13 protein-coding genes are annotated in these 13,685 nt (G+C 40.6%); 9 read left to right on the forward strand and 4 right to left on the reverse strand.

The window, feature by feature from the left end; translation table 11 throughout:
• Positions 1 to 162: 162 nt before the first annotated feature.
• The 3 genes from K8O68_RS14850 to K8O68_RS14860 all read right to left on the reverse strand — a co-directional run bounded on the left by K8O68_RS14850 (position 163) and on the right by K8O68_RS14860 (position 2,630).
• Complete coding sequence (locus tag K8O68_RS14850; RefSeq protein WP_230897641.1) at positions 163 to 1,254, reverse strand: ABC transporter ATP-binding protein; 1,092 nt, start codon at positions 1,252 to 1,254, stop codon at positions 163 to 165.
• A 230-nt stretch (positions 1,255 to 1,484) separates the two neighbouring features.
• On the reverse strand, positions 1,485 to 2,381 hold the full coding sequence (locus tag K8O68_RS14855) for a PucR family transcriptional regulator (RefSeq protein ID WP_230897642.1): 897 nt from the start codon (positions 2,379 to 2,381) through the stop codon (positions 1,485 to 1,487).
• Positions 2,382 to 2,411: 30 nt separating this feature from the next.
• Positions 2,412 to 2,630, reverse strand: coding sequence for a DUF5342 family protein (locus K8O68_RS14860; protein ID WP_230897643.1), 219 nt, complete (start codon positions 2,628 to 2,630; stop codon positions 2,412 to 2,414).
• A gap of 180 nt (positions 2,631 to 2,810) precedes the next feature.
• Here K8O68_RS14860 and K8O68_RS14865 point away from each other — a divergent pair, with 180 nt between their 5' ends.
• The 4 genes from K8O68_RS14865 (at position 2,811) to K8O68_RS14880 (ending at position 6,156) form a co-directional block, all read left to right on the forward strand.
• Complete coding sequence (locus tag K8O68_RS14865; RefSeq protein WP_230897644.1) at positions 2,811 to 3,953, forward strand: DUF445 domain-containing protein; 1,143 nt, start codon at positions 2,811 to 2,813, stop codon at positions 3,951 to 3,953.
• 127 nt (positions 3,954 to 4,080) lie between these two features.
• Positions 4,081 to 4,440: a YlbF/YmcA family competence regulator gene (locus K8O68_RS14870; protein WP_093048182.1), complete on the forward strand. Its 360-nt coding sequence runs from the start codon at positions 4,081 to 4,083 to the stop codon at positions 4,438 to 4,440.
• Positions 4,441 to 4,548: 108 nt separating this feature from the next.
• The gene (locus K8O68_RS14875; RefSeq protein WP_230897645.1) at positions 4,549 to 5,403 is read left to right on the forward strand and encodes an HAD family hydrolase; all 855 of its coding nucleotides are present in this window, start codon (positions 4,549 to 4,551) and stop codon (positions 5,401 to 5,403) included.
• A gap of 327 nt (positions 5,404 to 5,730) precedes the next feature.
• On the forward strand, positions 5,731 to 6,156 hold the full coding sequence (locus tag K8O68_RS14880) for a PaaI family thioesterase (protein ID WP_230897646.1): 426 nt from the start codon (positions 5,731 to 5,733) through the stop codon (positions 6,154 to 6,156).
• A gap of 54 nt (positions 6,157 to 6,210) precedes the next feature.
• Here the strand turns inward: K8O68_RS14880 and K8O68_RS14885 are convergent, their stop codons facing one another.
• Positions 6,211 to 6,396, reverse strand: a complete 186-nt coding sequence (locus K8O68_RS14885; RefSeq protein WP_230897647.1) for a YhzD family protein — start codon at positions 6,394 to 6,396, stop codon at positions 6,211 to 6,213.
• Positions 6,397 to 6,598: 202 nt separating this feature from the next.
• Here K8O68_RS14885 and K8O68_RS14890 point away from each other — a divergent pair, with 202 nt between their 5' ends.
• From K8O68_RS14890 to K8O68_RS14910, 5 genes are all read left to right on the forward strand, one after another.
• Positions 6,599 to 6,991 carry a hypothetical protein gene (locus K8O68_RS14890; RefSeq protein WP_230897648.1) on the forward strand — a complete coding sequence of 131 codons (393 nt, stop codon included), beginning with the start codon at positions 6,599 to 6,601 and terminating at the stop codon, positions 6,989 to 6,991.
• Positions 6,992 to 7,158: 167 nt separating this feature from the next.
• Entirely contained in the window at positions 7,159 to 8,388 is a 1,230-nt protein-coding gene (locus tag K8O68_RS14895) for a metallophosphoesterase family protein (RefSeq protein ID WP_230897649.1), read from the forward strand.
• Complete coding sequence (locus K8O68_RS14900; RefSeq protein ID WP_230897650.1) at positions 8,388 to 11,405, forward strand: AAA family ATPase; 3,018 nt, start codon at positions 8,388 to 8,390, stop codon at positions 11,403 to 11,405. Before K8O68_RS14895 ends, K8O68_RS14900 begins: the two co-directional genes overlap by 1 nt.
• Positions 11,406 to 11,581: 176 nt before the next feature.
• Positions 11,582 to 12,253, forward strand: coding sequence for a response regulator transcription factor (locus tag K8O68_RS14905; protein WP_230897651.1), 672 nt, complete (start codon positions 11,582 to 11,584; stop codon positions 12,251 to 12,253).
• Positions 12,250 to 13,626, forward strand: coding sequence for a sensor histidine kinase (locus K8O68_RS14910; RefSeq protein WP_230897652.1), 1,377 nt, complete (start codon positions 12,250 to 12,252; stop codon positions 13,624 to 13,626). The genes K8O68_RS14905 and K8O68_RS14910 overlap by 4 nt, the downstream gene beginning before the upstream one ends.
• Positions 13,627 to 13,685: the final 59 nt, after the last annotated feature.

Raw genomic sequence — 13,685 nt, forward strand, 5'->3', positions numbered from 1 at the left:
ACTGAATACATGGCTGTAGCAGCACCTGCACCATGCAGGTGCTGCTGTGTTTAACTCCCTGATTTTTTTCGCTGATAAATAATTATTAATACATACAAAAGCCCCCGAAATCTTAGAAAACATCTAAATTTCAGGGGCTTAATCATATTAAAGTAAAGCTGATTAGCGGATACGCAGTTCATTTTCAGGATCGAAGAAATGAGCTTTGTTCATATCGAAAGCCAGCTCCAGCTTGTTGCCGCTTGAAACGTCTGTACGGGAGTCAACCCGGGCAATGAATTCCTGGTCACTTACTTTTGAGTAAAGGAAGGATTCCGCACCCATAAGCTCCGCAACATCGATAGTAGCTGTAAACTTGGAGTTTTCAGAAGCATCCAGGAATACAGGCTCATCATGGATATCTTCAGGACGGATGCCTAAAATCAGTTCTTTGTTATTATACTTCTGAAGCATTTTCAGCTTTCCTTCAGGCACTTTCACCGGGAATTCTCCAAGATAGAAGTTTCCGTCTTTCAATTTACCATTCAGGAAGTTCATGGCAGGGGATCCGATAAATCCGCCGACGAATACATTCTCAGGATAGTCATAAATATCCTTAGGCGCTCCAACCTGCTGAACCAATCCGTCTTTCATAACGACAATACGGGAAGCCATAGTCATCGCTTCTGTCTGGTCATGTGTCACGTAGATAGTTGTTGTTTGCAGACGGTGGTGCAGTTTAATAATCTCCGCACGCATTTGAACACGCAGTTTCGCATCCAGGTTTGATAACGGCTCGTCCATTAAGAATACTTTAGGGTTTCGGACGATCGCACGGCCTAATGCGACACGCTGACGCTGCCCGCCGGACATCGCTTTCGGTTTACGGTCAAGCATTTCAGTCAGCCCCAGGATACGCGCGGCTTCTCTTACTCTCTCGTCGATATCTTCCTTTTTAAATTTTCTAAGTTTTAAACCAAATGCCATATTTTCGTATACATTCATATGCGGGTAAAGAGCATAGTTCTGGAATACCATCGCAATATCCCGGTCTTTAGGGGCAACGTCATTTACTTTATCTTCTCCAATATATAAGGACCCTTTAGAGATATCTTCAAGGCCTGCAACCATACGTAAAGTAGTCGACTTACCACAACCGGACGGACCGACGAAAACAATAAATTCTTTGTCTTCGATATCCAGATTAAAATCAGATACGGCTGTTACATCTCCATCGTAAATTTTGTAAAGACTGTCAAATTTAATATCTGCCATAATTACAACCTCCTGAGTTGCTTCAATTAATTAATTAACTGATCACAGTATATCGTGAAAGGGTTTTCACTTCTATTGACAAAGTGCACAAAAAAAAGAAACCGTTTTTGTGCACATCTGCAAACGATTTCAGTTTCTGGGGATTCAGAGATATTTTAGGAGAATACACGTCTGTTCTTTTAAAGGTGAGACAAGCTGGGTGTGGCCCCGGACAGCCCCGTTCATATGGGCTAGTGGGGGTCTATGGCAGCTAACATTACATACACCGCAACGGCATTAGGGAATTGCTTAATATCTATAGACGTCTTTTCAATAAATTTATCTACCCTGTACTGAAGAGTATTGCGGTGCATAAACATCTTTTTTGCAGCAAGGGTGGTATTCAAATTACACTCCAGATAAGTTTTCACAGTATCAATCAGTTCCTGATCATCCTTGACTGGAGCCAGCATTTTTTTCATCTTTTCGGTTGAAGCACCCGGGAGGTTATGTAACAGGTAGTAAATTAATATTTCCTGCTCATAGAAGTAATTTTTTTTAGGGAAGTCAGCTCTTACGCTGTTATAAATGCTTTTTTCCCATTCATACCTTTCTTTAAGAAGAGGCAGGTCTGTTACCGGAGAGCCGATGTAAAAAGATATTTTTATAAAAAAATCGGTGGTAATCGTATCGATAATTGATCTTATTGAGAGTTCTTCTTCAAATTCAGCGTCTATTTGCTGAATGAGGATTCCCTCAGTTGGACTTTTCCATAGAAGGGATTTAGTAACTGGGAATAAACCTTGTAAAGCTTCCGAAAAGCCCTCCTTTTCTCCGAGTTCTCCATAAACATGAAAATGGATCAGCCGTACAGGAGGAGAGAGAATGTTGATCAGTTCTTCCGTATTAACGTCTCTCTCTTCAATGAGCCATTCAAAGACAAACCGGTCATGATAGCTAACAGGAAGCAACGGCGACTCTTCCCCGTCAAAAAGTGCTTTTAAGAGAGCGGTCTCTTCAGAAGAAAGTTGAGATTTATCAAGAATTATTTGGCTCTGGTCAGGAAAATTTAGAGTAAGTTTATGCTCTTCCGGCAGATTGCCGTCAGACAGTGCATGCGAGTAATAACTGAGTAAGCGGTCAAACATGGTTGGCAGGTCCTTTCATCGGTTTAATTTTTAATGATCTTCATAGACGTGGTAAAGCATAAGGTCATGGACGCAAGATGAGAGAAATTTCTCTTCTTCTTCGTCAAGAGAAGAGGGGGACAGCCATTTAATGTCCCCGTTTTTGTAGTATTTCCCCCGGTAACGGGTTTTTTTATAATAAAAAGAGAATTCCCATTCCTGATTAATCATATTATTCTTTATCTCTTTTAATTGAAAATGAGTAAGCAAACTTAGCCCCTCCTGTTTTGATATCATATATTAGTTATATGTTACCATGAAGGGAAAACGCATGAAAGAAAGGGAGATTGGTTTATTATTATTTTGGGAATGAATGTACCATAGCACATAAGAAAAGTAACCAAAAATAGACACTTAACAAAAACGACCAGTGAGTAATGGAGGATCGTTATGGGCAATGCCATTATCTTATTAACTATGCTAGTTTTAATCGGCGCTATTATCGGGGGAGGCACCAATGTTATAGCTATACGTATGCTGTTTCGTCCTTATAAGCCGGTATATTTAGGTTCTTTCCGTTTACCGTTCACTCCGGGGCTGATTCCTAAGAGAAGACAAGAAATAGCAGACAGTTTAGGTAAAACAGTTGAAGAGCATTTAGTGACCCCTGAAGGGATACAGGCAAGACTTAAAGACGGGGTGTTGCTTAGGGAAATAGAGGACAGACTTTCCAATGGAATTAAAGAACTGCTGCAGGATGAACGGACTCTGGATGAGTGGATTGAAATAAACCTGGAAAAAAAAGAACAGATGAAAACAGTCAGAATGTCTATTGAAAAAGGCATGAAAGCAAAACTGACGGCATGGATCTATGAATATAAAGACAGACCTGTTAAAGAATGGGCGCCTTTAGCCTGGCAGAAGAAACTCGAATCCAAAATACCGGACGTAGCTGAAAATATTCTTAAGAAAACCGAAACATACTTGCTGTCAGAGGAAGGCAGAAGACAGATAGACGCGATGATTGATCGTTTTTTCGAGTCTAAAGGAAGCTTTACCAGCATGTTTGGCAGAATGGCTAGCCGTTTTTCTTTGTCTTCTGCTATCACAAAAGAGCTCCTTCGTTTTTTAAGGCAGCCGCATACGAAACAGCTTCTGACACATCTTCTGCATAATGAGTGGAAAGCTGCCGTTTCTAAAGCACCATCGGAATTTATCACTGATGAAATGATTGAAGAAAAAGTTCATACTTTTACTGAACAGGTGGTAGGACAAGCACCTGTGATTGGGGAATGGAGCAAGCCGCTAAGTGCCTGGAGCGGAAAGTATGAGTCAGTCATAAGGGAGACACTTCTTCCATCTTTTATGGCTTCTGCGTCTACGATCTTATCCCGCTATATTAAGTCAATGATTAAAAAGATAGGGATTCGTGATATTGTAAAAGACGAAGTAAACCAGTTTCCCCTGTCCAGACTGGAGCATATGCTTTTATTGATTGCCAACAGGGAATTAAAAATGATTGCGGTGCTGGGAGGAATAATTGGTGCTCTTGTCGGTTTTGTCCAGGGTATAATTGTTCTTTTTTTCATTTAAAATGGCTGTGCAGGATGAATTCATAATTAATTCATGTTATAGTCTTCTAAGAGTCCAGATATGTGCGCTGTAACAAATAAATTTTTTGACAGAAACGCACGTAAAATACTGAAGGAGGACATTACACATGGCAAACCCATACGATAAAGCAAATGAACTGGCAAGAGAATTAAAAGAAAGCGAAGAGTTTACAAAACTTCGTGACTTGCATAACGAAGTCAATGGAGATGAAGTAGCTAAAAGAATGCTTGATAATTTCCGCCAGGTTCAAATGGAACTGCAACAAAAACAAATGCAAGGTGAACAGATTACTGAAGAAGAAATCCAAAATGCGCAAAAGCAATTTGAACTTGTTCAGCAGCATGAAGTGATTTCTAAGCTTATGGAAGAAGAACAAAAAATGAGCCAGCTTGTTGGCGAACTAAACAAAATTATTACACAGCCTCTTGAAGAACTTTATGGGGTTGACCAGCAGCAAGGTGAATAATTAATTCAGAACGAAGCGATCCGGAATAATCCGGGTCGCTTTTCTGTTCTAATCCCTTGTCCCTGCTCATATATAGTACCAATCAATGGAATTAGGGGGCTGACAACCATGGCATACCGCTTACTTGCGTTAGACATCGATGACACCCTGTTAAAGTCGAATCATCGATTAACAAAAGAAACGAAAGAAGCAGTCGAATACGTAAAAAATAAAGGAGTTTACATTACGCTTGCAACAGGGAGGTCATTTATATCCGCTAGAAAAGTAGCAAAATCTCTCAAACTTTCCGACCCTTACCTCATAACACATAATGGATCTTTTCTGGCCTCACATGTAAAAGAGCCGGTTTTCGAAAGAAGAATAGGAGCAGAAACTGTCTATCAAGTAGTAGACATTCTGGAGAATTACCATTGCCACTTTAAACTTTTTCACGAAAAATACGTCATTGCAAATAAAACAAGACAAAAAGCCCAGCTGATTTCGAGAGTGAACCTTCAGTTGACAGATCCCTTGTTTTATCCTGTTCATTATGTTGAGTCCCCAAGCCACCGTCTTATTGACCAGCCTTTGAGTGTGTTGAATATCCGTGCTCAATTCTGGAATAAAAGAGAGCGAAGGGATGCGTTAGAAGAATTGGAAGAGTCCGTTACAGGAATCCGTATCACCCCAGGCGGAAAAGAAGAACTGTTTATTAACCATGAGAGTGCCTCTAAAGCATTCGCTCTTCAAAATCTTGCCTCCAGGCTGGGTATAGCTCCATACGAAATTGTAGCAGTAGGAGCGGATATGAGGGACAGGGATATGGTTTCCCAGGCAGGGCTGGGGGTAGCAATGGGAGACGCCCCTGAAGAAGTTAAAGCGTCAGCAGACTGGATTACTCGTTCTAATGATCAGAGCGGTGTCGCCTATATGGTGAAAGAGGTATTCAGAAAGCAGCTCAGAATAGAAACACCGCACCAGTGAACTATTCACTGATTAATTTACAGTAAATTTGCAGAGGGATCTTAGTAGTTTCATGACGAAAGTAACCTTTTATTCGCATGAACCGTCCTTCCCATTCTTCCCAAGGCGGATGTCCAACATGGGAGGTACTTCCGCTGCGTTGACGATGTGAGTGGCGGGAGGGGTAAGCCTGGCAAAAAGAATAGTAACCAAAAGACATTCGGACACACATTGTCCAATGTCTTTTTTATTGGCCTCCAAATTAAGCAGACAGGTTTTTACTTTTTATCGCTGATTATGTCTCTAAAGAAGGTATAATAAAAAGAACAAACAGAGGGAGGGAAACTAATGGATAAACAAAAAATGAGGGAACGGTTTGAACAGGCTTTAAATGACCACGAAGATGGCACTCCTCAGCTGTTTTTGTATTCCATGCTTGATTTTTCATTCGAGTATGGTGAAGAGAATGAAGAAGTGAAAATAACCGCTCCAATATCAGAAATAATGTACAATCCGGTCGGTTATATTCATGGCGGAATAATTACATATATGGCTGATACGGCGATGGGTCATTTATGCGCCGCATTTCAAGACAGACCATCAGTGTCATTAGAGTTGAAAACGCAGTTTTTCAGATCTGCCAAATCAGGAGAATTAGAAGCAAAAGCGTATTTTATAAAAAAAGGTAAACAAGTACAATTTGCAGAGTGTGTAATTCATAACGAAGAGGGACGTTTACTCAGCAAAATCACCGGTACTTTTTACACGATTTAGTTCAAATAAACCGGCAATGAAGCAGGCCTTATGAACAGGCCTGCTTCATTTTTGTTATGGGTGAAAGTGTACAAGCCCTCCCGATGACCGGACAACGCGGCTGGGATTCGCGCTTAAGCTCTCGGCACCAAGTCTTTCTTTACCTTTCTCCGAGGCTTCATTGTCAGAATCTGCTTCAATTATTTCATTTAGCAGATGCTCACCCGACTTACTGTATGCAGTTAAAAAATATTTGGCCATCTCAGAGCAGCTCCCTTCAAGAAATGAATACATATTCATTTTACTACGGAATGTCTTTTTATTCAAAAAGATACCTCTATTTTAAATTATTTATTTGTTTAAGAGGGGCATCTCCAGTTAAGACCATTGTTGGTGCCTCTTTTGGGTTGTTGTCACGTTTAACTCCCTGGTGAATAAACTGGGCAGTAAAGGAGGCGATGGGATGAATACCCAGGAAATGAAAAAGCTCTGTGAAAATCATAAACACCGTTATGTACTGGTAACAACTAAGGATGGGCGTCAATTTGATGCAATAATAGAATCTGTGGATAAAGAAAATGTATCTTTTGCCGTGCCGATGGGAGGAGAAATGCATACGGGTGTTCCGCAAGGAGACCAGGGGTTCGGGTATGGATATGAAGGCGATTTTGCAGGAGATTACGAAGGGGGACAGACCCGCCAGTTTTTCCCAGGCTATCAAACTTACGGATATCCTTATCAACCTTTCCCGCCTTATGGTTATTACCCTCCTTTCTATTACCGCCCGCGGCGTTTCCAAAGGCTGATCCTGCCTCTGGCTGCGTTAACCGCTTTATCCATTCTGCCTTACTTTTAAATAACTCACATATCGATATAAGGGGCGGCGACTCAATTATTATTGAGTCGTTTTTTCTGATGAAATTTGCAGCTTTTTTACAACAGAGACAGGCATTCGCACGTTTTTTTCTAGCGAACGTTTATTCGCTTTTATGTTATAATTTTATTATAAAAGGAGGAATAGGAATGATTCGTTTTATACATTGTGCAGACCTTCATTTAGGCCGCTCATTCAAAACAGCTCTTGATATGAATGAGATATTTACAGAAGAGGCGGTAGAATCTGCTTATACTTCTTTTAAGGCTATTGTTCAGGAAGCAATTAAAAGAAAAACAGATTTTATTATTGTGAGCGGGGATATTTACGACCAGAAAGACCGTGCTATAAGAGCCCAGTGGTTTTTTAAGAAGCAGGCAGAGCTGCTGAAGGACAATAATATACCTGTATTCGTTATACATGGCAACCACGATCCGGTTTTCGGCAACAAGGAAATGGTGGAAATGCCCGACAACGTACATATTTTTTCAACAGAAGTCTCACATACCGTTTGCCATACAGCGGGCGGTGAAAAAGCAGTTATTTACGGATTCAGTTACCCGCAAGCAGCTTATACAGAAAATCCTTTGCCCTATTATAATAAAATTGAAGATGAAAACGCCTATCATATAGGTATGCTTCATGGCCAGGAGCAAGGGCAGGAAGGGCACGATCCTTACGCCCCTTTCACTTTGAAAGAGCTGGAAGAAAAATCGTTTAATTACTGGGCTTTGGGCCATGTCCATAAACACCAGATTCTCAAAAAAGATCCTGCCGTCGTTTATCCGGGCAATATACAGGGAGCACACAGAAAGGAAGAAGGCCCTAAAGGGGCGATGTATGTAGAATTATCAAAACAGAAAACACATTTGGAGTTTATTGATACAGCACCTGTCAGGTGGGAAAATATCCGCGTGCCGATTGACGGACTTCGAAATATAGACCATCTGACTGAAGCAATTAATAACCAGATTGACCGTTTGCCTGACCATAAAAAGTACGTATTAGTCTTGCAAATTACCGGTGCGGGGGATCTTCACGATCAGTTGTCTGATAAAAAAAGCAGGGAAGAGCTCATTGCTTTTTTAAATGAAGAGTATTCCAGCGAGAAAACCTGGGTTGACCGCGTAAAAGTCGATTCTGCTCCTGCATTAAAAAAAGACCAATGGAAGACGCAGGATAATTTACTGGGAGATGTGGTCCGGACAGGAGATTCTTTAAGAAACGACGGGGAATGGACAAACATATTATCCCCCTTAACAGACCACAGAAAAATACGCCCTTTTATAGATGAAATCACAGGGGAACTTGAAGAGGAAATTATAGAAAAAGCAGAAACGCTCATTTTATCAGCTTTATTGGAAGAGAGGGAATATTAGTGCAAATAAAAAAAATAAAAATTTACGGTTTCGGAAAGTGGGTCGACTGTGAATGGGATTTCCCTTCAGGAATGTCGGTGATCTATGGTGATAATGAATCCGGAAAATCGACGTTAATGGCCTTTATTTATGCCCTCTTTTTTGGATTTCCTCCAAGAAGGGAAGGGCAGTATCACCCTCGTGACACAGAGAGGTATGGAGGATCTGCCCTGATTGATCTTCCGCCTTATGAAAATATTTTTATAGAACGTGCAGCAGGCAAAAAGCAAAAAGGAAAAGTTACCGTTCAGTATGCTGATGGAAGGACGGGAGATGAACGGGAACTGGAAAAGTTACTTAAAGGCATGGATGCGGGGAGCTTTAAGGGCATTTTTCATTTTGACTTAGACGGTCTTCAGGAAATGAAGAATTTAAATCCGGAAGAACTAAACCGGTATCTATATGACGCGGGAATGTCCGGTGCATCACGCCTGTCAAAACTGGAAAAAACAGTCCAGCAGGAAACAGACAAGCTTTTCAAACCTAAAGGTAAAAAAACAGATATTAATGCTCTTGCTGAAGACATCTCACGAGTGAAACGGTCACTTCAGGAGTGGGAAACAAGGTTAGATAAATATTCATATTTACAAACCGCTGCGGCAGAAAAAGAAAAGAAAATCAACAAGATACATATGGAGCAAAAAACTATTCAGCAGCAGGTCCGGGAGCTGGACAAAAGAATTTCTTTATCTCCGCTGGTCCACGAATGGTCTGCCTTAAAAGAATCTGCTAAAAACGACGAAAAAATTACTTTTCCTGCTGAAGGCATCTTTCGTCTTAAAGAGATAAATAACCAGCTTGAAGAAAAAGAAGTTCAGCTGAATCATGAAGAAGAGGCCGTTAAGAAGTTATTAAGCGAGCGTAATAAGCTGCCGGAAGTTTCTATAACAGACGATTTGGCCCGCGAGCTGTCAGAAGCATTTGAAATTTATCCGGTTTATAAGAAAACAAAAGAAGAATTGAAACAGCTGAAGTTTGAGGAAAAATCCCTTATTAATCAAAAGGCCGGTTTAAAAGAAGAGTGGCAGCTGACTGATGAAGCGTTTAACAACGCATCGGTTAATACGTATATCACTGGGAAATTGGACCAGCTGAAGAAAAAATGGCATACATTAATGACGAAAGAAACAAAGCTTGTTGAAGAAGAAAAAAAACAGCAAAAAGAAAAAAACACCGTCACAGATCAGCTGGAAACAGAAAAAACATTTTTGCTGGACGAAGACAAAGTGAAAGAGTTTGAGGAAACAGTTGCTTTACAGAATCATCCCGGTGCCTTAACTACGGAGAAAAAGTTACTCAAAGATCAGATTGAATGGCTGGAAAATGAAGAAAAGAAAGTCAGACTATCAGAAACTTTAAAAATTAAACAATTAGCTGGTGTGAGCCTGATCTTGCTGATTGCGGCAGTAGTCTCTTTCTTTACAGCATCCCCTGCTGTAATTCTTACCTTTTTATTTTTAACTGCAGGTACAGGAGCTTACTTAATATCTTCCATTCAAAAAAGAGAAGGCTCCAGTCACATGCCTGCTGAAAAAGAAGAGCTTGTAAGAAAAGTTAAGGAAATCGAAGAAGAAATTCAGTCATCCCGCAGCTCAAATAAAGAGGAAATTGAGAACCTTCTTGCCAATCATAAAGAAAGAAACATGCGGATAGGGACCCTTGAACAGAGACTCAAATTTATAAAACGTCAGATTGAACAATGGGAAGAAGAGTGGGAGGAGCTGCACGAAGAGTGGAAACAGGCAGAAGAGGAACTTGCAGGATGGCAGGAAGAAGCATCCTTACCTCAAGGAAAAGATATTCTTTATTACGACAGCCTTCTAAATGACGTTAAAGAATGGAAAAGTCTTGATGCCCATCACCGGGTGATTGCAGATAAACGCCGGACTTTAATAAATGAACTTGAAAAGTATGAAAATTGGCTCTCTCGCTTAAGTGTTTCTTCGCTTGGACGAAAAGACAGCCAGCCGGCTGATGAGAGAATCAGGGCCTTAAAAATATATGTAGAAAATCAAAATACACTAAAAGAAAATATTCAGCAGTTAACAGAAAAGATTAAATATCGTGAAGAGGCTCTACTCAAAGCAGAGCGGGAAAGAGACATCATAAATAATAAAAAAATAAAGCTTTTTGAACATGCCGGAGTTGAAAAAGAAGAGGATTTCAGGGCTAAAGCCAAACTTTATGATAACCAGCAGCAGGCGAATGAACGTATGAACGACTTATGGCTTCAAATGACATCAATTATACCTGTTCCCGCTGAAAGAGAAGGCTTGATTAGGGCGGTGCTTCAAGAAGACATTGATGAAACAGGAGAGCAGGAAAGGCTTCTTGAACGAGCGTCAGTTTTAGAAGAAGACAAGAATCAGCTTATAACTGAGAGAACAGAATTAGTAAACGAGATGAAAGAAATGGAAGAAAGAGGGACGTATGAGGAGCTTCAGCAGCGCTATATCAGTATGAAAGAGAAGTTGAATGAATGGGCTAAAGAGTGGGCAGTGTTAAAAACAAGCCAGCATATGATTCGTAAAGTAAAAGAGGTCTATGAAAAAGAACGTCAGCCAAAAGTAATGAAGCGGGCTCAGAGCATCTTCCGGGAGCTCACTTCCAGCTCCTACCTGTTTTTATTTGCCCCGCTTGGAGAGGAGCGGTTTATTGTTGAAAGATCCGATGGACAAAGGTTTGATCCTGCAGAATTGAGCAGGGGAACAGGCGAACTGCTCTATTTGTCTTTGCGCTTAGGGCTGGCGATTGAAGATAAGACGAAAACTGCTTTTCCTTTGTTTATGGACGAAACGTTAGTTAATATGGATAAAAATAGAAGGGAAAAAGTAATAAGGATGCTGCATAGTGTCGCTCAGGAAAGGCAAATCCTTTTCTTTACTTGCCATAACCATCTAAGGGATGAATTTAAAGAGACATCTCCTCATTTACCAGTGCTTTACTTAAATGATCTTAAATTTGAGGAGCAATACTGAATTATGTGTAAAAATGTCGTTCCGTTTCATTTTTTACTAAATTTATATTAAACTAAACGTGATGCCCTTCATTTTTGCACAGGCCAAAATAACTATGCAGACTATATAATTTTCATTCAACGGGGCAGATGGAGACTGAGATTAAATAGAAAATTAATTATAAAAGGGATGATCACATGGGTGAGTTTCTAGTTTATTTAGTTGAAGATGAGGAAAACTTAGGTGAAGTCATCAAAGCTTATATGGAAAAAGAAGGTTGGAAAGTTAAACATTTTACTGACGGGCGAGAAGCGTATAACGAAATTCAAAACCCGCCGCATTTATGGATTCTGGATATTATGCTTCCTGGAATGGATGGTTATCAGCTTTTAAAATCAATTAAGAGTGAAGCGGATACTCCGGTTATATTTATTTCTGCTCGTGATAAAGATCTGGACAGGGTGCTTGGGCTGGAGTTAGGCAGTGATGATTATCTTGCTAAACCTTTTTTGCCTGAGGAATTGCTTATAAGAGCCAAAAAACTTCTGGACAGGGTGTATCCACCGGAAGTTCAGGAAGAAGATGCTATTGAATTAAACGGGTATCTGGTTGATCCCAAATCCAGAACAGTGTTCGATGGGGAAGAACCAATTGAATTAACTACAAAAGAAATGGACCTGGTCATTCTTCTTACTTCTAACCTGGGGAACGCATTATCTAGAGAAACTATTATTGAATACGTTTGGGGCGCTGACTATTTCGGTTCAGAGCGTGCAGTGGATGACGTGGTCCGGCGCGTGAGAAAAAAACTTCCGCGTATCCATGTTGAAACATTATATGGTTATGGGTACAGGGTTCTCTCTTCATGATCAGGTTGAACTTAACCCAGCGGATCTGGTTTTCTTTTATTTCTATTCTTTTGATGGTGGCTTTGCTCATTGGAATTATTTATCCTATTTCTTTGAAAAGCACTCTGACTGAAGAAACGTACCGTATTATTGAACAGGAACAGACCCGTTTTGCAAACCCATCCGGGGAGTATATCGCTCCGCCTCAATCTGAGCTGGATTTTATAGAAAGGCGGGAAGCGGAACGGTCTGTATTTCATTTCTTCTTAATGAATCAATTCGGTACAATCGAGGGGGATCCTGTTCCCAGTGAAGTATTGAGGGAGATGGGAGACAGGGCTCAAAATCAGATGACCCGCAGGGGAAGATACGAGCTTACTTATAATGAAGCGACTCTGTTCTATGTTGTGTATAAAGTATATACGACAGGCGGCGAAATGTACCATATTTCGTATATGTGGGACACCTACCGTGATCAGATGGTTAACAGGCTGTGGGGACGGCTCAGTTACATCATGCTCTTTGCCAGTCTCATGAGCTTAGTGCCCGCATTCTGGCTGAAGCATTATTTAAAGTCGCCTCTTACCAGCTTAGGAAACCATTTTGAGCAAATTGCTGAGCGCAACTGGAAGGAGCCCTTTCACTGGGAAGGTGATGAAGATTTCGAAAAGCTGTCCAACCAGTTTGAAGAAATGAGGCAGAACTTAATTAAGTACGATTCTGCTCAAAAAACGTTTATCCAACACGCTTCCCATGAACTTAAAACGCCTATAATGGTGGTTAAAAGTTATGCACAGTCTGTTAAAGACGGTATCATGCCGAAAGATAACATGGAAAAGACGATGGATGTTATTATAGAAGAATCAAACCGGATGGAAAAACGTGTAAAAAATATGCTCTATTATACAAAGCTTGATTCACTGAAAGAAGCTCCGATGGAAATGTCGGAATTTCCTTTTGGTTCAATTGCTTACCATGTAGAAGAAAGGTTCCGTCTGGCGAGGGACGGTGTGTCAATTTCTGTCCAGGGAGACCAGACAATGTTGTATGCGGATAAAGAACAGATGCGCGTGCTTATGGAAAACTTAGTAGAAAATGCGTTGCGCTATGCGGTAGATGAGATTGAAATGAGAGCTGAAGATATAGACGATAATTACATTCATATTGAAGTAAAGAACAATGGCGAAAAAATACCTGAAGACGAACTGGATCATTTATTTACCCCATTCAGAAAAGGGAACAAAGGACAATTTGGACTGGGGCTTGCTATCGTGAAAAGGATTTGCGAACTTCACGGAGGGTATCCTAAAGTAAGAAATGAAGAAGACGGTGTGGTCTTCATAATGGTCATACCTAAGAAAAATGACGGATCCGGCTCGCAGTCTCAAATTTAATGAGGCTGGAGCCGGTATTTTTTTGGAAGCATAATCTGCCGGTTCACCCCCGGCGAAGG

It is taken from the genome of Salipaludibacillus sp. CUR1 (assembly GCF_021028955.1).
Classification (GTDB): Bacteria; Bacillota; Bacilli; order Bacillales; family Salisediminibacteriaceae; genus Salipaludibacillus.